26 protein-coding genes are annotated in these 25,568 nt (G+C 69.0%); 6 read left to right on the top strand and 20 right to left on the bottom strand.

The window, feature by feature from the left end:
* Window positions 1–138 precede the first annotated feature (138 nt).
* Window positions 139–1,464 (top strand): peptidoglycan DD-metalloendopeptidase family protein, encoded by a 1,326-nt coding sequence (locus tag ACWCSU_RS05055; RefSeq protein ID WP_449933611.1) that lies wholly within the window; start codon window positions 139–141, stop codon window positions 1,462–1,464.
* 1,373 nt (window positions 1,465–2,837) lie between these two features.
* Here ACWCSU_RS05055 and ACWCSU_RS05050 read toward each other — a convergent pair.
* The 13 genes from ACWCSU_RS05050 to rpsP form a co-directional block, all read right to left on the bottom strand.
* Complete coding sequence (locus ACWCSU_RS05050; protein WP_449933609.1) at window positions 2,838–3,758, bottom strand: tyrosine recombinase XerC; 921 nt, start codon at window positions 3,756–3,758, stop codon at window positions 2,838–2,840.
* 216 nt (window positions 3,759–3,974) lie between these two features.
* Window positions 3,975–5,264 carry a DNA-processing protein DprA gene (gene dprA / locus ACWCSU_RS05045; protein ID WP_357707135.1) on the bottom strand — a complete coding sequence of 430 codons (1,290 nt, stop codon included), beginning with the start codon at window positions 5,262–5,264 and terminating at the stop codon, window positions 3,975–3,977.
* A gap of 42 nt (window positions 5,265–5,306) precedes the next feature.
* Window positions 5,307–6,848, bottom strand: a complete 1,542-nt coding sequence (locus ACWCSU_RS05040; protein ID WP_449933606.1) for a YifB family Mg chelatase-like AAA ATPase — start codon at window positions 6,846–6,848, stop codon at window positions 5,307–5,309.
* Window positions 6,849–7,202, bottom strand: a complete 354-nt coding sequence (locus ACWCSU_RS05035) for a YraN family protein (protein ID WP_357707132.1) — start codon at window positions 7,200–7,202, stop codon at window positions 6,849–6,851.
* Between the two features lie 647 nt (window positions 7,203–7,849).
* Window positions 7,850–8,173, bottom strand: a complete 324-nt coding sequence (locus ACWCSU_RS05030; RefSeq protein ID WP_026215037.1) for a DUF2469 domain-containing protein — start codon at window positions 8,171–8,173, stop codon at window positions 7,850–7,852.
* A gap of 39 nt (window positions 8,174–8,212) precedes the next feature.
* Window positions 8,213–8,881, bottom strand: a complete 669-nt coding sequence (locus ACWCSU_RS05025; RefSeq protein WP_357707131.1) for a ribonuclease HII — start codon at window positions 8,879–8,881, stop codon at window positions 8,213–8,215.
* A 50-nt stretch (window positions 8,882–8,931) separates the two neighbouring features.
* Window positions 8,932–9,528, bottom strand: a complete 597-nt coding sequence (gene lepB, locus ACWCSU_RS05020; RefSeq protein WP_357707130.1) for a signal peptidase I — start codon at window positions 9,526–9,528, stop codon at window positions 8,932–8,934.
* A complete protein-coding gene (lepB, locus tag ACWCSU_RS05015; protein WP_357707129.1) occupies window positions 9,528–10,385 on the bottom strand; it encodes a signal peptidase I in 858 nt (285 codons plus the stop codon). Before lepB (ACWCSU_RS05015) ends, lepB (ACWCSU_RS05020) begins: the two co-directional genes overlap by 1 nt.
* 142 nt (window positions 10,386–10,527) lie before the next feature.
* Window positions 10,528–10,890: a 50S ribosomal protein L19 gene (rplS, locus tag ACWCSU_RS05010; RefSeq protein ID WP_357707128.1), complete on the bottom strand. Its 363-nt coding sequence runs from the start codon at window positions 10,888–10,890 to the stop codon at window positions 10,528–10,530.
* A gap of 137 nt (window positions 10,891–11,027) precedes the next feature.
* Window positions 11,028–11,807, bottom strand: coding sequence for a tRNA (guanosine(37)-N1)-methyltransferase TrmD (trmD, locus tag ACWCSU_RS05005; protein ID WP_364099846.1), 780 nt, complete (start codon window positions 11,805–11,807; stop codon window positions 11,028–11,030).
* Complete coding sequence (gene rimM / locus ACWCSU_RS05000; protein ID WP_364099849.1) at window positions 11,807–12,307, bottom strand: ribosome maturation factor RimM; 501 nt, start codon at window positions 12,305–12,307, stop codon at window positions 11,807–11,809. The genes trmD and rimM overlap by 1 nt, the downstream gene beginning before the upstream one ends.
* 74 nt (window positions 12,308–12,381) lie before the next feature.
* Entirely contained in the window at window positions 12,382–12,627 is a 246-nt protein-coding gene (locus tag ACWCSU_RS04995; protein WP_020546537.1) for an RNA-binding protein, read from the bottom strand.
* Window position 12,628: 1 nt separating this feature from the next.
* Window positions 12,629–13,081 (bottom strand): 30S ribosomal protein S16, encoded by a 453-nt coding sequence (gene rpsP / locus ACWCSU_RS04990; protein ID WP_449933601.1) that lies wholly within the window; start codon window positions 13,079–13,081, stop codon window positions 12,629–12,631.
* Between the two features lie 254 nt (window positions 13,082–13,335).
* Here rpsP and ACWCSU_RS04985 point away from each other — a divergent pair, with 254 nt between their 5' ends.
* Entirely contained in the window at window positions 13,336–14,592 is a 1,257-nt protein-coding gene (locus ACWCSU_RS04985; protein ID WP_449933599.1) for a hypothetical protein, read from the top strand.
* A 110-nt stretch (window positions 14,593–14,702) separates the two neighbouring features.
* Here ACWCSU_RS04985 and ffh read toward each other — a convergent pair whose 3' ends face one another.
* The 5 genes from ffh to ACWCSU_RS04960 are packed head-to-tail and all read right to left on the bottom strand — an operon-like array spanning window position 14,703 to window position 20,599.
* Window positions 14,703–16,259 carry a signal recognition particle protein gene (gene ffh, locus ACWCSU_RS04980; RefSeq protein WP_364104787.1) on the bottom strand — a complete coding sequence of 519 codons (1,557 nt, stop codon included), beginning with the start codon at window positions 16,257–16,259 and terminating at the stop codon, window positions 14,703–14,705.
* A gap of 57 nt (window positions 16,260–16,316) precedes the next feature.
* A complete protein-coding gene (locus tag ACWCSU_RS04975; protein WP_357695423.1) occupies window positions 16,317–16,877 on the bottom strand; it encodes a GTP-binding protein in 561 nt (186 codons plus the stop codon).
* Between the two features lie 7 nt (window positions 16,878–16,884).
* Window positions 16,885–17,277, bottom strand: a complete 393-nt coding sequence (locus ACWCSU_RS04970; RefSeq protein ID WP_357695399.1) for a DUF742 domain-containing protein — start codon at window positions 17,275–17,277, stop codon at window positions 16,885–16,887.
* Between the two features lie 5 nt (window positions 17,278–17,282).
* Complete coding sequence (locus ACWCSU_RS04965) at window positions 17,283–17,705, bottom strand: roadblock/LC7 domain-containing protein (RefSeq protein ID WP_020546542.1); 423 nt, start codon at window positions 17,703–17,705, stop codon at window positions 17,283–17,285.
* Window positions 17,702–20,599 (bottom strand): nitrate- and nitrite sensing domain-containing protein, encoded by a 2,898-nt coding sequence (locus tag ACWCSU_RS04960; RefSeq protein ID WP_449933596.1) that lies wholly within the window; start codon window positions 20,597–20,599, stop codon window positions 17,702–17,704. The genes ACWCSU_RS04965 and ACWCSU_RS04960 overlap by 4 nt, the downstream gene beginning before the upstream one ends.
* A 389-nt stretch (window positions 20,600–20,988) precedes the next feature.
* Between ACWCSU_RS04960 and ACWCSU_RS04955 the strand changes: the two genes are divergently transcribed.
* Genes ACWCSU_RS04955 through ACWCSU_RS04940 form a run of 4 tightly spaced genes read left to right on the top strand, consistent with a single transcriptional unit; the run spans window position 20,989 to window position 24,562 of the window.
* Complete coding sequence (locus ACWCSU_RS04955) at window positions 20,989–21,975, top strand: ABC transporter substrate-binding protein (RefSeq protein ID WP_357695395.1); 987 nt, start codon at window positions 20,989–20,991, stop codon at window positions 21,973–21,975.
* The gene (locus ACWCSU_RS04950; protein WP_364104658.1) at window positions 21,975–22,751 is read left to right on the top strand and encodes an ABC transporter permease; all 777 of its coding nucleotides are present in this window, start codon (window positions 21,975–21,977) and stop codon (window positions 22,749–22,751) included. The genes ACWCSU_RS04955 and ACWCSU_RS04950 overlap by 1 nt, the downstream gene beginning before the upstream one ends.
* Window positions 22,748–23,539 carry an ABC transporter permease gene (locus tag ACWCSU_RS04945; protein WP_364104661.1) on the top strand — a complete coding sequence of 264 codons (792 nt, stop codon included), beginning with the start codon at window positions 22,748–22,750 and terminating at the stop codon, window positions 23,537–23,539. The genes ACWCSU_RS04950 and ACWCSU_RS04945 overlap by 4 nt, the downstream gene beginning before the upstream one ends.
* Before the next feature lie 18 nt (window positions 23,540–23,557).
* Window positions 23,558–24,562 carry a methyltransferase gene (locus ACWCSU_RS04940; RefSeq protein WP_357695389.1) on the top strand — a complete coding sequence of 335 codons (1,005 nt, stop codon included), beginning with the start codon at window positions 23,558–23,560 and terminating at the stop codon, window positions 24,560–24,562.
* Window positions 24,563–24,586: 24 nt separating this feature from the next.
* On the opposite strand, the gene ACWCSU_RS04935 is transcribed toward ACWCSU_RS04940, so the two are convergent.
* Both ACWCSU_RS04935 and ACWCSU_RS04930 read right to left on the bottom strand, forming a co-directional pair.
* Complete coding sequence (locus ACWCSU_RS04935; RefSeq protein WP_352329408.1) at window positions 24,587–25,153, bottom strand: GTP-binding protein; 567 nt, start codon at window positions 25,151–25,153, stop codon at window positions 24,587–24,589.
* A 7-nt stretch (window positions 25,154–25,160) separates the two neighbouring features.
* Entirely contained in the window at window positions 25,161–25,508 is a 348-nt protein-coding gene (locus ACWCSU_RS04930; protein ID WP_352350491.1) for a DUF742 domain-containing protein, read from the bottom strand.
* Between the last annotated feature and the right edge of the window lie 60 nt (window positions 25,509–25,568).

The raw sequence follows: 25,568 nt of genomic DNA, 5'->3' as shown, positions 1-25,568 counted from the left end.
CTTGCCTCCCACAGCTTCCCCACCCGCCCCCTAACTGGCTGCTACCGCCGTCCACAAGAGGCTCACCACTGCTCCCTTCGTCCACAGAATCCCGCTCGCCTCGACCTCCGGAGGGCGCCCCCGACAAGACTCCCCGCCATGTCCCCTCACCCAGCACCCCCACCGCCGGAGCCCTGCCCCCGGAACAAGGCACGCCAAGCCCTGACCGCATTGGCCATGCTCACAACGGTGATCAGCATCACGGCCATCACCGCCCCGGTTCCTCCGGCAAGGGCCACCCCACCCACCTGGCGCTGGCCACTCGACGGCACCCCCCGCATCCTGCGCCGCTTCGCCCCGCCCTCCGCCCCATGGCTGGCCGGACACCGAGGCATGGACCTGGCCGCCCCTGCCGACACGCCCGTCCTGGCCGCCGGCACAGGCACCGTCCACTACGCAGGCTCAGTAGGCGGAAGAGGGGTCGTCACCATCGACCACCCAAGCGGCCTCCGAACGACGTACCTGCCGATCACCGCGTCGGTGAAGCAAGGCGAGCCGATCACGATGGGCGCCCGTCTGGGAGTCGTACAAGCCGTACAGGGCCACTGCCAGGAGTCATGCCTGCACTGGGGCCTCATCCAAAGCTCCCGCTACCTGGACCCGCTGCTCCTGTTGGGCCACGCCTCCATCCGCCTCCTCCCCATCTGGCCCACATCCACCACGCCCCTAGTCACCCCACCCCTGCTGCCTCCAACCCCCAAGGCATGGTCCGAAGCGCCCCTCACCTTCCCCTTCGCCCCCACTGAAAGCTCTGCGCCCAACACCACAACCCCGCCCACCGCTGCGCTGCCACCCAACCTGTCGGCCGCCTTTCACCACCCGCCCCTACTCGCCCTCTCAATCCCCAATCTGCCTGCTCCCTCGGCCCTGCACCCGCCCACCAGCGCGCCCCAGCCCCTGCCTCAGCCCCTGCCTCCGCCCCCGCTCCTCGTCCCCCTCCACCCGTCCCTGCTCACGCTCCTGGGGCACCACGACTCCCCTTCCGCCCCGCAGAACCCACCCCCATCCCCCAACGCCACCGCCCTGCGAGCGCTCGCGCCTGTCGCACTTCCGGGCACCGAACCTCTGATCATCACCCCTGAAGCCACCCCCTCTCGTCCCGAGACGCGCTCCAGCAACCTGCCCCTCCGCACCCGATGGGCCCCAGCTCCCAAGCAACCGTTTGATCCAACCGAGCGCCCCACCACACCCCGCAAACCCGACATCCAGCTCCTCGCACATGCGGCCTCCCTGCCCACAGCCACAGCAGCCGGACTGGGCACTCTCCTTGGCGCCGTCCTCCTGATCACGGCCCTACGCCGCCGACGACGCCTCCACAAGAAGCCGCACAGCCCAAGAACCGGCCAACCCGGTCAACATCGCAAGCCCCCACGATCGGAAGGAGCACACAGACGCCCAAATCCCCCCTCACAGCGCTCCTCCTGAAGCCCGAAAACCCACCAAAAAAGAGACCTTCGCCCTCAGCGCTCCAACACTCGCGCATGCAGCCCCAAGCTCACGCCGAGACCCACAGCTGTCACTCCGAGAACCGCATAGATCCCTCCAGAGCGGCCACGATGCTCCTTCGCCCCGGAATGATGCACGCGACCCGCCAACCCTCATTGGGGCACGCTTGAGTCTCCGAACCGGACCAAGCCCCTCCCCAGAGTGACTCCTTCGCCCCTCGTCCCCCCTCACCGCCGCCGTCACCCTCACCGCCGCGGGCGCCATCGCCGCCGCCAGCGCCGCCGGACCCTCGGACCACCAACTCGCGAGGCGACAGGCTGCCCTGCCGAGTTGTGGCTTGAAGTAGCGCACGAGTCGCACAACCCCGTGGAAGTTGTGAGTCGCGTGTTGCAACACGCCGTCCGTTGCACAGTGAGTTGTGGCTGTTCGTGGCGACCAGGGCGCCCCGCCCCTGAACGAGCAGCGCCGATGAAGTTCGTGGCCGCGTGGGAGGCCGATGGCACTGGCTGCCCGGCCATCGCTTCCCTACATGCGAGACGCCTCCCTGCGTCGCGAAGGGAAGCTGATGAAGCGACAACCACGCCTTGGTCCCCCTCTGGGCACACAGGGGCGACCCATGTCTTCTTTTCGTACGCACTCCCAGCGGGTGATCCCTCTTCCCCTGCTCCGTTGCGGGAACGTCGGCTCCACCTGCTCCGTTGCGGGAAAGTCCGGCGATGCGCGTGCCCTGTGATCTGGAAGACGCTGGGTCATCTGGGAAGCGCCGGCGAAATGGGGTGTCCCCTATACCGGCACAAGCCAGGCTCTTCAAACGTTCAGCGCAGGCACCCCTCGTCTCCGCACGCCTCCTGTCGAGCTGTACTCGCACGCCTCCTGTCCAGCCGTACTCGGACCCGGTGCTTGGCGGCCAGGTGGATCATCGCCTCCTTGTCTCTCCGGGCCGTCGTACATTCACGGCCTGCGCCAGCGGAGGCACGTGCCTTCACTCCGTCGCTACGCATCCCTCCATGGCCTTCGCATTGGTGTCACCGCTGTGTCTTCACACCGTCAGGTCCTCAGGCCGATGTGTCGTCATGCCTTGGGGGTCGGCGTCGTGGGGTGCGTGTCGAACGCGCCTGCGTTCGTGAGCTCAAGCTTCGACCCCAACGGCCCACTCGCTCCCTCGTCTCCCAGCGGGTCAGCGAAGGCCACAGAGCGAAGGGTTTCTGGGGCGAAAGGCCGCAGGTCGCCAAGGTGGAGGGTTGTGAGGGGGGCGGAGGGCCGTAGGCAGTCAGTGGGAACGGTGTGAGGACGTCAGTGAGGAGGGGCGTGCGGGATTTGTGAGCGGACGGTTGCAGCCCTGGCTTCATCGATCAGGCGCGGGGGTGGGCTTGGCGGTAGGCGGTGCGGAGGCGGTCGATCGAGACGTGGGTGTAGATCTGGGTCGTGTTGAGGGAGGCGTGACCGAGCAGTTCCTGGACGCTCCGCAGGTCCGCTCCCCCTTCGAGCAGATGGGTTGCCGCGGTGTGCCGCAGGCCGTGTGGGCCCATGTCCGGGGCGCCCTCCGTCTGGGACAGTCGCGCGTGGACCACCCGCCGTACGGTGCCCGCGTCGATCCGGCCGCCACGGACGCCGAGGAAGAGGGCCGGCCCGGAGCGTTCTCGAACCCAGATGGGGCGTCCGTTGATGCACCATCGGTCCAGGGCTCGAAGGGCCGGTAGTCCGAACGGCACGGAACGCTCCTTTCGTCCCTTGCCCAGGACCCTGATGACATGCCGGTCCCGGTCCACGTCGTCGACGTCGAGCGCGCAGAGTTCACCCACCCGCACGCCTGTGGCGTACAGGAGCTCCAGGAGAGCCTGGTCTCGGAGGTCCTTGGGGTCGCCCGTGGAGGCGGGCGCGTTCAGGACGGTCTGGGCCTGCTCCTGGTCGAGCACGGCGGGCAACGGGCGTGGCGCCTTGGCGCTGCCCAGCAACAGCCCGGGATCGGCGGCCAGCCAGCCCCGGCGATGGCAGTACGCGGTGAAGGTGCGGACGCAGGCTGTTCTGCGGGCCAGCGTGGCCCGCGCCTTGCCGGCGCCGTGCTGGTCGGCCAGCCAGGCTCGCAGCTCGCCGATGTCCAGGCCGTCGAGCCGACCGCGAAGGTGGTCGAGGAGGGCGGTGATGTCGGAGAGATAGGCCCGCACTGTGTGCGGAGAGAGGTCGCGTTCGAACCGCAGGTACCTCTCGAACTCCGCAAGGACTTCGTCGGCATTCAGGTCGGGGTTCAGGCTGTCGTTCAAGTCGTTGTCCAAGGCTTCCCCACTGTCCGCGCGGACATCCACCACTCATATCACTGCTCGCTCATGCCCGGCTCAGTACGGTGCCCACCGGGCCGGGTCTGCAACCCCACCGTCCCAGTGATCGCGCACGTCCCGCTACAGGCGCTGACGGCGGCTCGGCTGCGCGTCGCGCCGTCCACATGTCGGTCACCTACGTGCGACTCATCCCATGAACTCGTGCGGGACCGGTCAGAAGGGGGTTGCGAGTTCTTGGGGGTGGGGTGGGGGCGGAGTGTCGTCTTCCGTGGGGGGAGGTGGGTCTGTGGCTGGGGCTTCGTTGGCGGGAGGCGGGGCCAGAGCCATGGTTTCAGGGGCTTTCAGGTAGCTGGTTGTGGTTTTGCGGAGGCGCCAACCGCCGGCTGCTCGTTCTATGTAGCCGGCCGCGGCCAGGCCGCCCAGGGCGCTCAGCGTGATGTCCATGCTGACGCCGGCTGAGACAGCTATCGATGCGGGACCGGCGCCGCCGCGGGTGGGGATGGCGTCCAGGACTCTCTTGGTGGATTCGCTGAGACGGTCACGGGGGACGACGGGAGTTCTCGTCTGTTGGGCCAGGTCGTCGCCTATGACGCCGACCAGCTCGATCATTTCCTCCGGCGTCGTGACGCAGACCGCCTTGCGTTCGCGCAGGAGTTTGTGGCACCCGGCCGACAGCGCGGACGTGGTGGGGCCTGGCACGGCGCCCAGGTGCCGATTGAGGGTGAGCGCGTGGCCTGCGGTGTTCAGGGCACCGCTGCGCAGGGCTGCCTCCACCACGGCCGTTCCTCTGGTCAGGGCGGCGATGAGACGGTTCCTGATCAGGAAGCGAGCGCGGGTGGGGTGGACGCCGGGCGGACATTCGCTCATCACGACACCCTGGTCGCGAACCTTGGCGAACAGGTCCTGATGGCCGCTCGGATAACAGATGTCCACTCCGCAGGCCAGGACGACCACCGTGGGCGACTCGGCCAGCAGGGCACCTTTGTGCGCCGCGCCGTCCACCCCGTACGCGCCGCCGGAGACGACGGACCAGCCTGCCTCGCTGAGGCCGATGCCGAAGTTGGCCGCGATGTGCAGGCCGTACTGGGTGGCCGCTCGCGCTCCTACGACGGCCACGGATTTGAGACAGGCGAAGCGGAGGTCGGCCGAGCCGTGCAGCCAGAGGCCGAGGGGACGGCTCGGGCCGAGGTGGTCCAGCTGCGTGGGCCATTCGGGATCGCCGGGGATGATCAGCCTGGCTCCGAACCGCTCGCCGGCTTCCAGGTCGGCGGCGGGCTTCGAGGCCGCCAGCCGGACGAACCAGGCGTTCAGCCGCCCCGGCAGGTCACACGGACGTTCCTGCCGCGACTCCTGAGCGGTGAAGGCCGGGGGAAGTGCGCGCTCGCGGATCGCCTCCACCGCGCCGGAGGCACCGAGGTGCGCCACCAGACGGCCCATGGCCGTGTCGCCCACGTCGGCGGCTCGCATGAGGGCCGCACGTGCCACATGCTCCGGACTGGTCACATTGCCTCCTGATGATCTTCATGGGCGGGTGGGTGGCCGGGGTCACGGTCGTACTCCGAGCCAGAAGCCGAGGGCTGCGGTGGTCTCGTCTTCTTCGGGGCGGTCTTTGCCTGCGAGGTCGGCGAGGGTCCAGGCGACGCGCAAGGTGCGGTCGAGGCCGCGGGCGGTGAGGGAGCCCGAGTCGAGACAGGAGGTCATGGGCTTCATCGCCGCCTCGGAGGGACGGAAGTCGGCATGGAGGACGGAGGAGGGGATCTCGGCGTTCGTCCGCCAAGGGGTGTGGGTCAGGCGCCTGACGGCGCGTCGGCGGGCCAGCAGGACGCGTTCCGCCACCGTTTCGCTGGACTCGACGAACTGACGGTCGGCCAGAAGCTCGCGTCTGGACGAGCGGGCGACCGTGACCTTCATGTCGATGCGGTCGAGCAGGGGGCCGGACAGTCGGCCCAGGTATCGGCGTCTGGTGGTGGGCGAGCAGCGGCAGGTGGCGCCGGCCTGGTCGTCGGCCTGGGCGCAGGGGCACGGGTTCGCGGCCAGCACGAGCATGAACCGGGCGGGGAACGTGACCGAGGCCGCGGATCTGGACACGGTGACGCGTCCGGATTCCAGCGGTTGCCGCAACGAGTCGAGGACGTGACGAGGGAACTCGGGAGCCTCGTCCATGAACAGCAGGCCCCTGTGGGCGAGGGACACCGCGCCCGGACGGACGACCGTGCTGCCACCGCCGATGATCGCGGCCGCCGTCGCCGTGTGGTGAGGGCTGACGAACGGCGGACGGCTGATCATGGGACTGTCGGGCGGCAGCAGACCCGCGACGGAATGGATGGCCGTGACCTCCAGGGCGTGGTCGAGCTCCAGGTCCGGCAGGAGAGTGGGAAGGCGTTCGGCCAGGAGGGTCTTGCCGGTGCCGGGCGGGCCGACCATCCACAGGTTGTGGCCGCCGGCCGCACACACTTCCAGCGCTCGGCGCGCCACGGGCTGGCCGACGACGTCCGCCAGGTCGACGGCGGGCTGTGTCACGGGCTTGGGCGTCTCGGCACGCCCATGGGCCTCGGGTTCGGGCGGCTTGTCGCCTTTGCGGAGCCACTCGACCAGCTGACGCAGATGAGCCACCGGGATCACCTTCACGTCGGGGACCAGACCGGCTTCACCCGAGTTCTCCGACGGGACGATCACCGTGGCCTCCTCGTGCGCGGCCGCGGCGCCGAGGATGGACGGGAGCACGCCGCGTACGGCCCTGATGCGGCCGTCGAGGCCGAGTTCGCCCAGGAAGAAGGGCTCGGCGATGCGCTCCGCCGGGACGACTCCGGAGGCTCCCAGGATGGCCATGGCGATGGCGAGGTCGAACTGGGAGCCGCGTTTGGGGAGGCTGGCGGGGAAGAGACTGACGGTGATGCGGGCGTCCGGCCACGGGTAGCTGCTGTTGACCACGGCGGAACGCACCCGGTCGCGGGCCTCGCTGAGCGCCGTGTCGGGCAGGCCGATGAGGTGGATTCCGGCCAGGCCGTTGCCCACGTCGGCCTCCACCTCGACGCTGCGGCCGCTCACCCCGACCAGCGCGACGCTGCGGGTCCGGGCCACGGTCATCTAGATCGCCCCCCGGATGTGGCGCAGGGCGAAGTTGCCCGCGAAGCGCTCAAGGGCGATCACGTCGATGCGCACGGCATCGAAGGAGCGGGACTGCGCCGACAGCCATTTGGCCGCCAGCATGCGGAGCCGGGCCAGTTTGGTGTGGCTCACGGACTCCAGGGCTGTGCCGTGGGACCTGCTCGATCGGGTCTTCACCTCGACGACCACCAGGACCTGACCGTCGACGGCGATGATGTCGATCTCGCCGCGGCGGCAGCGCCAGTTGCGTTCGAGGATCGTCATCCCCTTGGCTTCGAGGTAGATCGCGGCCAGGTGCTCGCCTTCTTTGCCGAGCTCGTCTTTGGGGGCCATGCGCCGTCTCCGTTCATCCGTCTGTCGGGGTTGTTCGGGGACCGACCTTGGCGGATGGCGAGGGGTTCGGAAGGAGGCGAACGGGATTCTGGGGACAGCCGGGGGATGACGGTGATGGCCTGTGGATAACTTCGCGCTACGGGGTGCTCTCCTGCCTCGGCGCGCGACACCGGTGCGCTGGCCTCGGGGATGAGGGACGCCGGCGAGCGCCCCAGGGCGGGCCGTAGGACGCCAGAACCCTAACTCCGGGACGGCGGAGAACGCCGGAGCGCCCTACGCCGGGACAAACGACGCCAGCGCGCCGCAGGGCGGGTTGAAGCACGCGCGCCGCAGGGCGGGTTGAGGCACGCGAGCGCTGCGACGTGGCCGACCGCGGGCCAGACGCTGCGCGCTCAGCCCGGTGTGGCGCCCCGGGAGGGGGGCTCTCGGGAGCGCGCCAGCCGCCGCACAGCTCAAGCAGGCGGCGATGGACGGATGTCCCTACGGGCCGTAGCGGCGCTGCCATCGACTGACGTGTGGCAGGTGAGGGATGGCGCGCGGAAGACGGCACCTACGTGAACGGTGATGTTGCCGTGAAAGGAGGTGACGGCAAGCCCCGTCCCCCGCGGCCAGACGCCGTCGGCGCCCAGCGCCGACGGCCCCCGGTTCTACCCCGAGAACCCTTCCTTGGGCATCTCCAGGTCCGCCTTGGCCAGCTCTTCCACGTTCACATCCTTGAACGTGACCACCCGCACGTTCTTCACGAACCGCGCCGGCCGGTACATGTCCCACACCCAGGCGTCCTGCATCTTCACATCGAAGAAGACGTCGCCGTTCTCCGCGGTACGGACGTCGAGGTCGACCGAGTTGGTCAGGTAGAACCGACGCTCAGTCTCCACGACGTATGTGAACAAACCGACGACATCACGGTATTCGCGGTAAAGCTGCAGCTCCATCTCGGTTTCGTATTTTTCGAGATCCTCTGCGCTCATCGCGGTCCTCCTGTCGTACCGGTCCCCCGGTTCGCCTGCTCAGGCAACCCCGGCCCCCATCTCATTTTCACCCATGCCCCTGGCCACCGTGACGAAGGAGTAACGGTGTTCGGGGCACGGGCCATGCCTCTCCAGTGCCAAACGGTGTCCTGGCGTGACATACCCCTTGTGCTCGGCGAAACCGTACTGAGGAAATCTTCGATCCAGATCGACCATCAGGCGGTCCCTCGTCACCTTGGCCACGATCGACGCGGCCGCCACGCAGGCGGCCACCTGGTCCCCCTTCCACACCGCCAGGGACGGTGCGGGCATACCGGGCACCGGGAAGCCGTCCGTGAGGATGTACTCCGGGTCACACGGCAACTGCGCCACGGCCCGCCGCATTCCCGAGACGTTGCTCTTGTGCAGCCCCCGGGCGTCGATCTCCGCGGCCGGGATCACCACGATGCCCACGTGGGCGGTGGCGACGACGCGGTCGTACAGACGCTCGCGCACCGGCGCGGACAGCAGCTTGGAGTCGCCGAGACCGGCGATCTCCCTGCGCAGGACGACGGCGGCGACGACCAGCGGCCCGGCGCAGGCGCCGCGGCCCGCCTCGTCGACCCCCGCGACCGGGGTCAGCCCACGGCGGGCCAGCGCCCGCTCATAGGCGTAGAGTCCGGAATCGCGCCGGACGACGCTCGGTCGAGGGCGGAACGCAACTGTCATGACACTCGCAGCGTACGCCCCATTCGCCGCAAACCGCGACCGAAAGCCCCTTACTTGACCTTGTCGAAAGTCTCGGGTGTGGAGAACAGGTAGCCGCGCGACAGCGGCCAGTAGCGGACGACCGCCTTGCCGATCACGTCGTCGACGGAGATGAAGCCGCCGCCGGGCTCGTCCATGTGGGCGCGCGAGTCCGCCGAGGCGGTGCGGTGGTCGCCCATCAGCCACAACTTGCCGGCCGGGACGGTGACGTTGAACTTGTCGCCGCCGCCGAAGTCGCCGGGGAAGAGGTAGGACTCCTCGTCGAGCGGCGTGCCGTTGACGAGGATGCGGTGCTTGGAGTCGCAGCACTCCACCTTGTCGCCGCCGACGCCGATGACCCGCTTGATGGTGTCCTCGCCGGTGCGCCAGCCCTTGAAGACCACGATGTCGCCGCGCTCGGGACTGCCCGCCAGCTTGTTGACGAAGACCCGGTCGTTGATCAGCAGGGTGTTCTCCATCGACTCCGACGGGATGTAGAACGACCCGATGACGAACGCCTGCAGCAGCAGCGCGATGCCGACCCCGAGCACCAGCAACAGGACGGTCTCCCGGAAGCCGCCCTTTTTCTTCTCTTTGGCCACGCCCTCCGCCTTCTTGGTGACGGCCATCAGCGCTTCCTCCCCAACCGTCGCCGACGAACCAGGACCAAGGGTACGGCCAGCCCGAACCCGGCCACCAGCGGTACGGCGCCACCGAGTGCCTGCAGCGCGGGCTGCGCGAAGGTGTCGGGTATGGACAGCACGCCCGCCCGGTTGAACGGCCAGACGATCACGAAGGCCCGGCCGATGACCTGACCTTCGGGAATCGAGCCGCCGCCCTGGTCACCGGTGTGGGAGCGCGAGTCGAGCGAGACGGAACGGTGGTCGCCCATCACCCACAGCCGCCCGGGCGGCACGGTGATGTCGAAGAACCTGTCGGACGGCACATTGCCCGGATAGAGGTAGCTCTCCTCGTCGATGGCCGTGCCGTTGACCGTGATGCGCCCCTTGGAGTCGCAGCACTTGACATGGTCGCCGCCGACGCCGATGACCCGCTTGATGTAGTCCTTCTCGCCGGGTACGACGCCGAAGGCCGTGCCGACCCAGCGGAAGAAGGCCCCGATGGGGTTGGACGGCTCCTCCATCTCGAACTCGCCGTCCCAGGAGTCGACGCCGGAGAAGACCACCACGTCGCCGCGCTCGATGTCACGGGTGTGGTAGACGAGCTTGTTGACCAGGACCCTGTCGTTCTTGAGCAGGGTGTTCTCCATGGACTCCGACGGAATGTAGAAGGCCTGGATCACGAACGTCTTGATGATCAGGGCCAGCACGAGGGCCACAACGACTAGAACGGGCAGTTCTTTCCAGAACGACCCCTTCTTCTCCTTGTCGCCTTTTGCTGGCTTCTGAGTCTCTTCGGCGACCACGTCCACCTCGTCCTCGACAGGGCGGCGCGAGGCGCCGTACTCCTGGTCTTCGCTTGTCATCGCTGACGAGCCTAGATGATGGAACGGCTCGACAAGCCTCGACCGACGTTACACCCAAGGGCGAGTCGCTCCACATAAAGGAAATGGCCCCGCAAAGCCGAAAGGCCCGTGCGGTGCACGGGCCTTTCGGGAAAGATTCGGGTTACTTCGCGGGGGTCGCCTCGCGCTTCTCGCGGATACGGGCGGCCTTGCCGCGCAGGTCGCGCATGTAGTAGAGCTTGGCGCGACGCACGTCACCGCGGGTCACGAGCACGATCTTCTCGATGACCGGGCTGTGCACCGGGAAGGTGCGCTCGACGCCGACGCCGTAGCTGACCTTGCGGACCGTGAAGGTCTCGCGGGCGCCGCTGCCCTGCCGCCGCAGCACGAAGCCCTTGAAGACCTGGATGCGGGAGCGGTTGCCTTCGACGACTCGTACGTGGACCTCGAGCGTGTCACCGGGACGGAACGCCGGGACGTCGCTCCGAAGGGTCGCCTTCTCGAGCTCCTGGATCTTCGTGTGCATGAGTGCAGTCCTCAAGTCCTCGCGAGCACGCGGAGGTCCACCCGGCCGGAGCTCGCGGCGGACACGCCTGCTGATTTGATGAACCCGGGACCGTTACCCGGGCATGACGGACCAACCGTATGACGGTCGGCAGCGATTCAGTTTGCCACATCTTCCGGCCGGACGCGAAACGACAGCTCTTCGAGCAACTTCCTGTCGTGCTTGTCGAGCGTCTCCGGATCGAGCGCCGCCGCCAGTTCCGGCCGGTTCGCCACGGTACGCCGGAGCGCCTCGTCCCGCCGCCACCGGGCGACTTTTCCGTGATGTCCGGACAGCAGCACGGCGGGAACCTCGTGCCCGCGCCAGACCGGCGGCTTGGTGTAGACCGGGCCTTCCACCAGGTTCTGCATCGAACCAGGAGCGAAGGAGTCGTCGACGGCCGACTGGGCGTTGCCCAGCACGCCGGGCAGCAGCCTGCCGACGGCCTCGACCATCACCAGCACCGCGACCTCGCCGCCGGCCAGCACATAGTCGCCGATGCTGACCTCGTCGACCCGCAGCCGGGCGCCGTACTCGGCCATGACGCGCGAGTCGATGCCCTCGTAGCGCCCGCAGGCGAACAGCAGCCACGGCTCGGCGGCCAGCTCCTGGGCCAACTCCTGGGTGAAAGGCCGACCGCTCGGCGTCGGCACGATCACCCGCGGCGTGCCGTCGCCGATCACCGAGTCGATGGCCTCGCCCCAGACCTCGGGCTTCATCACCATGCCGGGACCGCCGCCGTACGGCGTGTCGTCGACCGTCCTGTGCACGTCGTGCGCCCAGTCGCGGAGCTGGTGGACGCGTACGTCGAGGGTGCCGCGCTCGCGTGCCTTGCCGATCAGGGAGACGTCGAGCGGGGCGAAGTACTCGGGGAAGATGGAGATGATGTCGAGGCGCATCACAGCAGGCCCTCTGGCGGGTCGACGACCAGGCGCCCGCCCGTCAGATCGACCTCGGGCACCAGGGCCTTCACGAACGGGATGAGCGCGTCGTCCTGCCCGCGCCGGCGTACGACCAGCAGGTCCTGGCCGTGGTGCAGCACGTCGGTGATCTCACCGACGGGCTCGCCCGACACGGTCTCCACCGCCAGCCCGACGAGCTGGTGGTCGTGGAACTCGTCCGGGTCGTCCGACGGCTCCACCTCGGCGGAGTCGATGACCAGCATGGTGCCCCGGAGCTCCTCGGCCCCGTCGCGCCCGTGAACCCCCTCGAACGCGATCAGCAGCACACCCTTGTGCCAGCGGCGGCTCTCGATGACGAGCGGCCCCCTGCTCGCCGGGTCGGTCACGACGGACGCGCCCTCGGCGAAGCGCAGCTCGGGATCGTCGGTGCGCACCTCCACGGTCACCTCGCCGCGTACACCGTGCGGACGGCCTATCCGGCCGACGACCAGCTGCACGTGAAACCCACCTTCTCCTAACGCAAGCGCCCCCATCGGCCTTTCAGGACCGATGAGGGCGCGAATTCCTGACGCTAACGGACTGCTTCGTCCAGGTCGAGCAGATCGACCCGTACGTACTTCCCGTCGGCCAGGGCGTTCACAACGGTGCGCAGCGCCTTGGCGGTGCGTCCGCCGCGTCCGATGACCTTGCCCAGGTCCTCGGGGTGCACCCGGACCTCCAGGACGCGCCCGCTGCGAATGCGGCGAGCGCGGACCCGGACATCGTCAGGATGTTCGACGATGCCCTTAACGAGGTGCTCGAGAGCCTCCTCGAGCACGTCAGCCCTCGCCCTCGGTCGGGGTCTCGGCGGCGGCGGGGGCGACCTCGGCCTCTTCCTTCTTCTTGGCACGCTTGGGCGCCGTGGTGGCGGCCGCACCGGTGTCGCCACCGGACAGCGCCTCCTTGGCCGCGGCCTCGTAGAGGGCGTGACGGTCGGGCGCGGGCTCGGCGACCTTCATCGGCGCCGGGGCGGCCTCGCCCTTGAACTTCTGCCAGTCACCGGTGAGCTTGAGCAGCTTGAGCACCGGCTCGGTCGGCTGCGCGCCGACACCCAGCCAGTAGGCCGCACGCTCGGCGTTGACCTCGATGCGCGAAGGGTTTTCCTTCGGGTGGTACAGGCCGATCTCCTCGATCGCCCGGCCGTCACGCTTGGTGCGGCTGTCGGCGATGACGATTCGGTACTGAGCGTTGCGGATCATGCCGAGCCGCTTGAGCTTGATCTTGACTGCCACTGGTGTGGTCTCTCCTGCATTCGAGCGTGGGTGAACGGCACCTCATCGAGTGGGGCACGATGAGACGACGCTCCAGGGACAGGCGCGGCCGGCGGGAGATGAGAGGGCACCCACCTGGTCACGATGTTCCAACATGTCATTCTGCCAGACCGCGGACACTGCCTTCGACCAGTACCGGCAGGCCGCGGCAAAGGCTCGGCAAGGGCCGCGTGTCACCTCGTCCGACTTGATCAACTTCCCTGCGGAATGAGTGGGTGACCACCACGACCCATCCGCTGCTCACCCGCCCGCGAGTGCTCACCGCCGGCGTGTCCGTCCTGCTCACCGGCGCCTTGTTCGGGCTTACGGCCACCGCCGCGGCGGGCGAGTTCGCCAACGCCAATGGTATGACCCTGACCATCACCGAGATCCCCGAGGTGGGCCAGCCCGGCTTCTCGGGCACCTGGGGCACCGCCTCCGTGGGGCCCGACCCGGGCGTCGACAACGGTGACTGGAGCGACCCCGACAACGTCACCCAATTCACCGACCTCGCCAACGAACAGCTCCAGGCGAGCGGCCTCGACGCGCCCGATGTCTGGGAGGCCAGCGCCTCATTGGTCGTCGACAACCTCTATCTCAACCAGAACGCCTCTGAGCCGCTGCTCGTCACGGGGAACGTGTCCACGCACGCGCGGTGCACGCCGCCGGCTCCGGCGATGTCGTCCACCCTGGTGACGCCCGGGTCCGTCACAGTGCTCGGCGTGCCTGTGGAGGTGGGGACCACCGAGGTTCGCGCGACGGGCGAACAACTCGGCTACCCCGGCGTGTCGTTGTCGTTCCTGACGGTGGTCAGGAACGACAACGCCACGACGAACGACGCGACCTCCGCCGAGGCGGACATGACGATCTCGATCTCGGCTGACCTGCGGAGCGACGACGGCGCCACTATCTACGAGGGGCCGCTGACCGAGGTCGTGATCGGGCGGGTCGAGGTCAACTGCGTCCCCAACCAGCCCACCCCGACGCCCACGATCACGCCCACGGTGACTCCGACGCCCACGCCTACCGTGACACCCACCGTGACGCCCACGCCCACGGTGACACCGACCGTGACGCCCACACCCACCGTGACGCCCACCGTGACGCCCACACCCACCGTGACGCCCACCGTGACGCCCACACCCACCGTGACGCCCACCGTGACTCCGACACCCACCGTGACGCCCACACCTACGGTGACTCCGACGCCCAGCCCGACGCCCACCCATGACTGCACTCACCGGCCGCACAAGCCACACAAGCCGAGCTACTGGCCCCCTTGCGGGTGGCCGCATGATCCGCACCACCATGGCGGCCCGAGCGGCCATCAATGGCCCGCCGACCACGACGACGAGTTCGGCCTTGCGCCCGAAGACGCCTGGATGACCCACAAGTCGCCGCTCACCGGCCTGCCGATGTGGATGCCCGCAACGGCCGCCTCAAGCTGGCTCCTGATGGACCCCGCTCTGCAGTGGATGCTCCTCTGCCGTTAAGAGCGGGCCGACCGCCCCACATACGCGCACCCCGCGACCGATGTCGGTCCGGGGTGCGTCGGGTTTCAGGAGCGCGGCAGGCAGGGGCGGGCGTCGCCCGCCCCGATCGCCTACTTCTGGCCGGGCAGCTTCAGCTTCGACGGGTCGAAGCCAGGCGGCAGCTCGATGCCGGGCGGGAGCTTGCCGCCCAGGTTCCCCAGCACTCCCCCGGCCTTGGGCGCGCCGCCCTCGCCGTCGGGGGACGAGGACGCCGACTTCTCCAGGCCCGCCTTGCGCGGGTCGCCGCTGACGCGCCGCCCCTTCTTGGCCTTCTTCTGGGCCTTGGACGCCTTCCCGCGCCCGCCGGGCATGCCCGGAAGGCCCATGCCCCCGGCCACCCGCTTCATCATCTTCTGCGCCTCGAAGAAGCGCGTGACGAGGTTGCTCACGGCGCTGACCGTGACGCCGGAGCCGGCGGCGATGCGGGCGCGGCGGGAGCCATTGATGATCTTCGGGTCCTGCCGCTCACCGGGCGTCATCGAGCGGATGATGGCGGCGATGCGGTCGAGGTCGCGGTCGTCGATGGAGTTGAGCTGGTCACGCATCTGCCCCATGCCGGGCATCATGCCGAGCAGGTTCTTGATCGGGCCCATCTTCTGGACCATCATCATCTGCTCGAGGAAGTCGTCGAGCGTGAAGTTCTCGCCCGAGGTGAGCTTGCCCGCCATCTTGGCGGCCTGCTCCTCGTCGAACGTCTTCTGCGCCTGCTCGATCAGGGTGAGGATGTCACCCATGTCGAGGATGCGGGAGGCCATCCGGTCGGGGTGGAAGGCGTCGAAGTCTTCCAGCTTCTCGCCCGTGGAGGCGAACATGATCGGGCGGCCGGTGATGTGCCGCACCGACAGGGCCGCGCCGCCGCGGGCGTCGCCGTCGAGCTTGGTCAGCACGACGCCGTCGAAGCCGACGCCGTCCATGAACGCCTGGGCCGTGGTGACGGCGTCCTGGCCGATCATGGCGTCGACCACGAACAGGACCTCGTCGGGGCGTACCGCGTCGCGGATGTCGGCGGCCTGCTTCATCATCTCCTGGTCGATGCCCAGGCGGCCGGCGGTGTCGATGATGACGACGTCGTGGTTGAGGCGCCGGGCCTCGTCGATCGAGCGGCGGGCGACGGCGACCGGGTCGCCGACGCCGCTGCCGGGCTCGGGCGCGAAGACGGCGACCTGGGCGCGCTCGCCCACGACCTGGAGCTGCTGCACCGCGTTGGGCCGCTGGAGGTCGGCGGCGACCAGCATGGGCGCGTGCCCCTGCTCGCGCAGCCACCGGGCCAGCTTGCCGGCCAGGGTCGTCTTACCGGCGCCCTGGAGACCCGCGAGCATGACGACCGTCGGCGAGGTCTTGGCGAAGCGGAGCCTGCGGGTCTCGCCGCCGAGGATCTCGATCAGCTCGTCATTGACGATCTTGACGACCTGCTGCGCCGGGTTGAGCGCCTGGGAGACCTCGGCGCCGCGGGCGCGCTCCTTGACCTGGGCGACGAACGTCTTGACCACCGGGAGCGCGACATCTGCCTCAAGCAGGGCGATGCGGATCTCGCGGGTGGTGGCGTCGATGTCGGCGTCGGACAGCCGACCCTTGGATCGGAGGGAGGAGAAGACCGATGTCAGCCGGTCGGAAAGCGTCTCGAACACGTGGTTGGCCAGTCCTCGAAGCGAATGTACGTCTAAGACTTCAGCCTATCCGCTCTCCTAGCCGCTCCAGCCTGGCACGGCCATCCGGACGGTCAACGCGTGCTCGACGAGGTTGATCAGAGCACTTTTGACCGAGTCCTTCTGGCGGGCGTCGAGGCGCACCAGCGGGATGTGGGGGGCCAGCGTGAGGGCGTCGCGGACCTCGGAGTCGCTGTGGGCGTACGTGCCGTCCCAGCCGTTGATCCCCACGATGAAGGGGAGCTGCGCCTCCTCGAAATAGTCGATCGCGGGGAAGCTGTCGGCCAGGCGGCGGGTGTCGACCAGGACGACGGCCCCGATGGCGCCGCGGACCAGGTCGTCCCACATGAACCAGAACCGGTGCTGTCCGGGCGTGCCGAACAGGTACAGGATCAGGTCGCGGTCGAGCGAGACGCGGCCGAAGTCCATCGCGACGGTCGTGGTCGACTTCAGCGGCGTCATGCCCAGGTCGTCGATCCCCGCGGAGGCGTCGGTCATGACGGCCTCCGTGGTGAGCGGCATGATCTCCGAGACCGCGCCGACGAACGTCGTCTTGCCCACGCCGAAGCCGCCGGCCACCACGATCTTCGTCGAGGTCAGACCGGGGCTAGAGCCTGCGAAGTCCACTGAGCACCCTTTCCAGCAGGTTGACGTCCGGCCTACCCGCATCCAGCGCGGGCTGGTGCACCCGCACCAGGCCCTCGGCCGCCATGTCAGCGATCAGAACACGCACCACCCCGAGCGGGATCCGCAGCAGCGCCGACACCTCGGCCACCGACCGGACCTGGCGACAGAGCTGGCTGATCGCCTTGTACTCGGGGGTGATGTGGGAGAACTCCCGGTGCTCGGCGGTCGCCGACGAGACCAGGGCCTCCATGGCCAGCTTGACCTTGGGCGCGGTACGCCCGCCCGTCACCGCGTACGGGCGTACCGGCGAGGCCGGGTCCGAGCTGACCGGCGGCTGGGGCTCCCAACCGCCGCTGTTCCAGGAATCCGTCACCTACATCACCTGGTCTGGCTGGCGCGCAGTTCCGCACGCACCGCCGGAGTCAGCACCTGACCGGCGCGATCCACCATCAACGTCATCTGGTACGCCACCAGCCCCATGTCACAGTCAGGGGCCGCCAGCACCGCGAGACACGAACCATCACTGATCGACATGATCAGCATCAGCCCGCGCTGCATCTCCACGATCGTCTGGTTGACCGCACCACCCTCGAACACCCTGGCCGCACCCTGCGTCAAGCTCACCAGCCCCGACGCGATCGCAGCCAGCTGATCCGCCCGGTCAGCCGGAAAACCCGACGAGGCCGCAAGCGGCAACCCGTCGGATGACACGACCACCGCGTGCGCGACCCCCGGGACGGTACTGACGAAGTCGGTGATTAACCAGTCAACCCCGCGTGCCGCGTGGCTCAGGTCATTCACGCGCCCTCCTCCCTACTGTCGTTCCTAGAGCCGGATTGGTATGTCCTGCCCTCGCTGATGTCGTCACGCGCTGCTCGGAAGCCCTGCTGGAAGCTCGACAACCTGCTGCGCACCCGGTCCGGAGAGACCGACGGCATGGGAGCCACGCCCTTGGGCGCGGACGCCGTGTCCGCCGATCCGGGCACCAGGTTGGCCTTGGGCACCCGCTTGGGCAGCCCGGCCGCCGTCGAGCCGTCGCGTGCGGGCTCCACCACGGACGCCGCCGCGCTCCAGCCGGCGTCGGCCTTGGCCGAACCCCAGGTGGCGCTGGGCTCGCCCTGGTCGAACCAGGCCGACTCCACCGCGGCGAAGATCGGCAGGTACTCGTCCCCGCCGGAGGCGGGCTTGACGACGGGGATCGGGCCGGTGGCGGCCGACTCCGTCTCGGGGTAGTCGTACTTGGGCGCGGCCAGCGGCGTCTCCTGCGGAGCCGACCAGGGGCGCGACTCCTCGGGCGGCAGGCCGCGCTGCGGCGGCGCGTGCTCTCCGGTGACCGGGCCGCGCGAGGACACCCAGACGTCGGACGACGAGTCCGGCAACCAGTCGGAGCCGGTGTTCGTCGACTCGGTCGAGGGCCACTGCGGCATGGCGGACGGCATCGAGGACGGCGTGGAGGACGGCATCGACGAGGGCAGCGAGGCCGGCATCGACGGCCACGACCCTCCGGCCGGCTCGGACGGGTACGACGGGTAGGACGGGTGCCCGGGGGCGAGCCCGAAGCCCGTGGCGCCGGGCCACTGCTGGGCGCCGGCGGCGGGCTGGGACGCGGCGAAGGCGTCCTCGCGGCCGGCGGAGGCGGCGGTGTTGCCGCCCGCGCCGGCGACGGCGGCCGGCTGCGCGCCGAGCAGCGACTCGGGGATGAGGACCATGGCGGTCAGACCGCCGGAGCCGTGCGGGCGGAGCTGCACCCTGATGCCGTGCCGGTGGGCCAGCCTGGCGACCACGAACAGGCCCATGCGGCGGGAGACCGACACGTCCACGGTGGGGGCGTCGGTCAGGCGCTCGTTGGCCTGGACCAGCTCGTCGCCGGTCATGCCGATGCCGGAGTCGCTGATGGAGAGCATGATCCCGCCGCCGTCGATCCTGCTGCCGGAGACGGGGACGCGGGTCTCGCGCGGGGAGAACGACAGCGCGTTCTCCACCAGCTCGGCCAGCAGGTGGATGACGTCGTTGACGGCCTGGCCGGCGATGGAGACGCCCTCGGGGACCTCCAGGACGACGCGCTCGTAGTTCTCGACCTCGGAGAGGGAGGCACGGGCGACGTCGACCAGCTTGACCGGCTGGCTCCAGCGGCGCGGCGGGTCCTGACCGGCGAGAACCAGCAGGTTCTCACTGTTGCGCCGCATGCGGGTGGCCAGGTGGTCCAGCTTGAACAGGTTGCCGAGCCGCTGCTCGTCCTGCTCGCCCTGCTCCAGGCCGTCGATGAGGGTGATCTGCCGCTCGACCAGCGTCTGGCTGCGGCGCGACAGGTTCACGAACATCGCGTTGACGTTCGAGCGGAGCCTGGACTCCTCGCCGGCCAGTCGGACGGCCTCGCGGTGGACCTCGTCGAAGGCGCGGGCGACTTCACCGATCTCGTCCTTGGAGTTGACCTCGATCGGCGGGACGTGCAGCTGTTCGGGGCTGACGTCGGTGTTGCGGAGCTGCCTGACCAGGTCGGGCAGCGTCTGGCCGGCGATCTTCAGGGCGTCGCCGCGCAGACGGCGCAGCGGGCGCACCAGCGAGCCGGCCATCAGGGCGGTGATCGCGAGGACCAGGACGAGCAGGCCGACCACGATGCCGATGTTGATCGCGGCGAGCTGCCGGTCACTGCTGGCGATGTCGGCGCTTCGGGTGGCGATCTGCTCAGACAGCGACTTCTGCACGGTGTGCAGGCGCTCGACGGTCTCGGTGATGGACTGGAACCACTGGTCGGTGTCGTCCCTGGTCGAGGTGTCGAGCCGGCGCAGCGACTGGTTGGCGTTGTGCAGCAGTACGGCGCGGCTGGCGTAGAACTCGGCGCGGCCGATCTTCAGGCTGGCGACGGTGTTGTCGTAGAACTGGCGCTGCGCGGGCGTGGCGACGGCGCGGAAGGCGTCGCGCTCGCTGTTGCGGCGGGATCGGGCGTCGAGGAAGGCGTTGTACTCCGGCTCCTCGAACGCGCCCCTGATCAGCGCGCTGGTCAGGAGGCCACGCTGCTTGGACGCCTCCTCCTCGGCGCGGGCGACGGCGCGCAGGGCCGCGCTGGTGGCGATGATCTCCTCGTCCGTGGAGCCCTGGCCCAGCTCGTCGTAGAGCTGCAGCAGCTCGGCGATGGCCTCGGAGTACTTCTCGCTGGTGGGCAACGGCGGGAGCTTGGTCTCGGCGACCGTCTTGCGCATCGAGGGGATCTGGCTGAGCCGGACCCGGATGTGGTCGAGGGCCTTCTTGCCGAGGTCGGACAGGGACGCTTCCGACTTCTTCGCCGCGTCCAGGGTGCTGGCGATGCGCTTGTCGACGATCTCGTGCTGGCTCTTCAGCCGCTGCTCGTCGGAGGACCCGCGGTTGGCGGCGACGTGGCGGGTGGCCAGGTCGCGTTCGAGCCCGAGGTCGCGGGAGAGCTCGCCGAGCTGTGCGACCAGGGTCCCCACGCTGCTGATGTCCTGGTACTGCTGGGCGCTGGCGATCGACGTCGTGACCCGCAGGGCGCCCAGGATGACGGCGATGACCGTGGGGATGGCGATGAGGGCGATGAGGCGGGTACGCACGCGCCAGTTGCGCAGCGCGAACGGGCTGCCCGCCTTGGGCGGGTGGGCCTGCTGCACCTCGCCGTCCGCGGCCTTTTCCGGGGCGTCCGGAGCCCTGCCACGACCGGGTCCGGTCGTTTTTGTCCTCACTGGTGGCAACCTCTCGCCGTGGCCTGCTTCAGGGGGAATCAGCGGCTTCGTCACGCGGACGAGTGATCGCAGGCAAGTTCGAGGCCCAATTTGAGCACAAACCTCATACTTAGGCCAACGTTTCAGCCGTTTTCAACCGTTCCACATCGCACTCCCTTCACGTCGCATGCCATCGCACACGGAGCGCAACCACCGTCCCAATCCGGACAAATCACCACTAACCATACTTAATCTCTAGATTTACATCTATAACGTTGATTTGTCATATTTTCGCGATAAACCTACATATACGCGGCATAGCGCTGTAGATCCGAACTCTGCTCCGGTACGCTTCACGCCCGGCATCCCGTGCCGATCTCCGGAACTTCCCCCTGGTAGGAGAACCCCCCATGACACGCACCATGCGCGGCCACGCCATTGTCGTCGGCGTGGCTCTGGCGCTCACCCTTGCCGGCTGCGGCGGAGGCGGCGGCGAAACCGCGAACACCTCGGCCAACAGCAAGGGGCTGGAGAAGACCACCATCAAGGTCGGCGCCCTCCCCGTGCCCGACGCTGTCTCGGTCTATCTCGCCAACGCCAAGGGCTTCTTCAAGGAAGAGGGACTGACCGTCGAGCCGCAGACCATCACCGGTGGCGCAGCGGCGCTGCCGCAGATCGAGAGCGGCGCCCTCGACATTTCGCAGACCAACTACGTCTCGACCTTCCTCGCGGTGAGCAAGGGCAAGAAGATCAAGCTGGTCGCGGACATGTACCAGGCCGCGCCGAACACGTTCAACATCATGGTGCCGAAGGACTCCCCCATCAAGACGGTGGCGGACCTGAAGGGCAAGACGGTCTACGTCAACAACCTCAACAACGTCGCCACCCTGGCCGTGGAGACGCAGCTCAAGGTCGCCGGCCTCACCAAGGAGGACGTCAACTTCGCCGAGAAGCCGTTCCCCGACCAGGGCAACGCGCTCAACACCGGGCAGGCGGACGCGGGCTGGATGACCGAGCCCTTCGTCACCGCCAACCAGAGCGCCTTCGGCTTCCGCAAGCTCGCCGACACCATGACCGGCCAGACGGAGGACCTCCCCATCGCCGGCTGGATGGCCACCGAGGACTGGGTGCAGAAGTACCCCAAGACGCTGGCCGCCTTCCAGCGGGCCATCGCCAAGGCGCAGCAGCTCGCCTCCAGTGACCGCAAGGCGATCGAGGAGACGCTGCCGAAGTACACCAAGATCGACGCCAAGACGGCCTCGGTGATCACGCTCGGCACGTACCCGAGCGAGCTGAACGAGAACCGTCTGCAGAAGGTCGCCGACCTGATGCTGGAGTACAAGTACCTCACCAGCCCGATCGACGTGAAGTCGGTCATCGCCGCCCCTGCAAGCTGATGAACTCCGCGCGTCTGCTCCGCGGCGCCGCCGGCGCCGCGGGGTTCCTCATCGCCGGTGAGCTGGTCATCCGCTTCGCGCTGAGCGACGGCGTGATCTTCCCGGCGCCCTCCGTCATCCTGTACGAAGCCGCGCGTCTCCTCGCCGACCCGGTGTTCCTGGAGGGTCTGGCCACCACCCTCGCGAACTGGGCGCTCGGCCTGCTCATCGCCATCGTCGTGGCCGTGCCGCTGGGCGTGCTGCTGGGCGCGGTGCCGCCGGTGGAGCGGGCGATCCGGCCGCTGTTGGAGTTCATGCGCCCGATCCCCTCGGTGGCGATCATCCCGCTGGCGATCCTGCTGATCCCGGTGGACGGCCTGATGAAGGTCTCGGTCATCGTCTACGCGTCGATGTGGCCGATCCTGATCAACACCCTGTACGGCATGCAGGACGTGGACCCGCTGGCCAAGGAGTCGCTGCGCAGCTTCGGCTTCGGCCGGCTCGCCGTGCTCGGCCGGGTCAGCCTGCCGAGCGCCGCCCCCTTCGTCGCGACCGGCATCAGGATCGCGGCCGGCATCGCGCTCGTCCTCGCGGTCAGCGCCGAGCTGCTGGCCGGCGGCACGGCCGGGATCGGGGTCTACACGATCCAGGCGGGCAGCGGCAACCGGATGGACCTGATCATGGCGGCGACGTTCTGGGCCGGGGCGTTCGGGGTGTTCGCGAACCTCGCCCTGCTGGCCGGCGAACGGCGGCTGTTCCGCTGGCACCGCGTCCGGATGGGAGCGTCGGAATCGTGAGGCGGCTGTCCAGGCTCTGGGTGGTGCCGGTCGTGCTCGTCGTCTGGGAGCTGCTGGCGCGGCTCATCGGCGACAGCGACTTCCCGCCGCCGCTCACCATCGTCACCAGCATGTACGAGATGTGGTTCTCCGGGCCCGTCTCCCACCTGTTCCTCACCGAGGACGCGGTCGGCAACATCCTGCCCAGCCTCGGTCGCATGTTCAGCGGCTGGATCCTGGCCTCGCTGCTCGGGGTGCTGCTCGGCGTGGCGCTCGGCCGTTCCAAGGCGGCCACCGACTACGTGGACGCGCTGTTCGAGTTCGGCCGGGCGATCCCGCCGCCGCTGCTGCTGCCGCTGTTCGTCGCGCTGTTCGCCGGAACCGCGCACGCGCAGCTGAGCATGCAGCTCGCCACGATCGTGTTCGGCGTGATCTGGCCGGTGCTGCTCAACACGATCGAGGGCGTCCGGGCCGTGGACCGCACCTACACCGAGACCGCCACCGTGTTCGGGCTGTCCAAGGGGCAGCGCCTGCGCGTGGTCGTGCTGCCCGCCGCGTCGCCGAAGATCTTCGCCGGGCTGCGGCTGAGCCTGTCGCTGGCGCTGATCCTCATGGTGATCTCCGAGCTGTTCGGCAGCACGGACGGCATCGGCTACCAGCTCCTGCAGGCCCAGCGCAGCTTCGACGGCCCCGGCGTGTGGGCGACGATCGCCCTGCTCGGCATCCTGGGCTACCTGGTGAACGGGCTGTTCGTGCTGGCCGAGCACCGCCTGCTGGTCTGGCACCGGCAGGCCAACCGCAACGTCTGACTTATCGGGAAGGACCCCATGTCCCACTCGGATGACCTCCTTTGGGGGGCCGTGGCCGACATCTCGCGCTTCGCCGCTCTGCTCACCATGGCGGAGCTCGGCCTGGCCGACCATCTCGCCCACGGTCCCCTCAGCACCACCGACCTGGCCGCCCGCTGCGACGCCGACGCCCCGCGGCTGCGCCGCGTCCTGCGGGAGCTGGCCGGGATGGGCGTCGTCCGCGGTGCCGGGCCGGACGTCTACGACCTGACCGAGCGCGGCACTGCGCTGCGCTCGGACGTCCCGGACTCGGTGCGCTCGTCGGTCCGCATGCTCGGCGAGGAGGGCTTCTGGCACGCCATGGGCAACCTGCCCGCCACCGTGCGCGACGGCGGCTCGGCCTTCGTCGCCCGCTACGGCCACCTGTACGAGTACCTGGCGGCGAACCCGGAAGCGGGCAAGCTGTTCGACGACTACATGACCGCCCGCGCCATCCCCTTCACCGAGGGCCTGGCCAAGCGGTACGACTTCCCGGCCACCGCGACCATGGTGGACGTGGCCGGCGGCAAGGGCCACATCCTGGCCACCGTCCTGCACGCCAACCCGGACATGCGCGGCATCCTGTTCGACCTGGAGCACGTGGCCGGCCGGGCCAGGGAGCTGCTGGCCGCCGAGGGGCTGGGTGAGCGGAGCGAGGTCGTCACCGGCGACTTCTTCGCCGAGGTCCCGGCCGGCGGCGACGTCTACCTGCTGGCCAGCGTCCTGCACAACTGGGACGACGAGGACGCGGTCACGATCCTGCGCAACGTCCGCCGGGCGATGAACCCCGACGGCCGCGTCCTGGTGCTGGAGGTGGCGTTGCCCGACGACGAGGCGCCGCACCTGGGCAAGGACATCGACATGCGGATGCTGGCGATCTTCGACGGCGGCACCGAGCGCAGCCGTGAGGAGTACCGGGCGCTGCTCGACCGGGCGGACCTGCACCTGGCCGAGGTCGTCGAGCTGGGCTCGGGAGCCAGCCTCATCGAGGCCCGGCCCCGCTGAGCGGAAGGGCGGCGGCGGGCCTGATCAGCCGCCGCCGCTCCAGCCCGGCACCGCCATCCTGATCGACAGGGCGTGCTCGACCAGATGGATCAGAGCGCTCTTGACCGAGTCCTTGGAGCGCGCGTCCAGCCGTACGAGGGGGATGTGGGGGGCCAGCGTGAGGGCGTCGCGCACCTCGGCGTCGCTGTGCGGGTACTGGCCGTCCCAGCCGTTGACGCCCACCACGAACGGCAGTTGCGCCTCCTCGAAGTAGTCGATCGCGGGAAAACTGTCGGCCAGGCGGCGGGTGTCCACCAGCACGACCGCGCCGATCGCGCCGCGCACCAGGTCGTCCCACATGAACCAGAACCGGTGCTGGCCCGGCGTGCCGAACAGATAGAGGATCAGGTCGCGGTCGAGCGAGACGCGGCCGAAGTCCATCGCCACGGTGGTGGTCGACTTCAGCGGCGTCATGCCCAGGTCGTCGATCCCCGCGGAGGCGTCGGTCATCACCGCCTCCGTGGTCAACGGCATGATCTCCGAGACCGCGCCGACGAACGTCGTCTTGCCCACCCCGAAACCGCCGGCCACCACGATCTTCGTTGAAGTCAAGCCGGGGCTAGAGCCTGCGAAGTCCACTGAGCACCCTTTCGAGCAGATTAACGTCCGGCCTACCGGCGTCCAGCTGTGGCTGATGCACGCGGACCAGACCTTCGGCCGCCATGTCGGCGATCAGAACACGCACCACGCCCAGCGGGATCCGCAGCAGCGCCGACACCTCGGCCACCGACCGGACCTGCCTGCACAGCTGGCTGATCGCCTGATACTCCGGCGTGATGTGCGAGAACTCCCGGTGCTCGGCGGTCGCCGAGGACACCAGGGCCTCCATCGCCAGTTTGACCCTGGGCGCCGTCCGCCCACCCGTCACCGCGTACGGGCGGACGGGTGAGGCGGGGTCGGGGTGCAGCTGCGACTGGGGCTGTGGCTTGGGCGGAGGCGCCCAGCCGCCGCTGTTCCATCTCTGGTC

Source organism: Nonomuraea sp. NPDC001699 (assembly GCF_053596455.1).
This window is presented reverse-complemented; position numbering and strand designations above follow the sequence as displayed.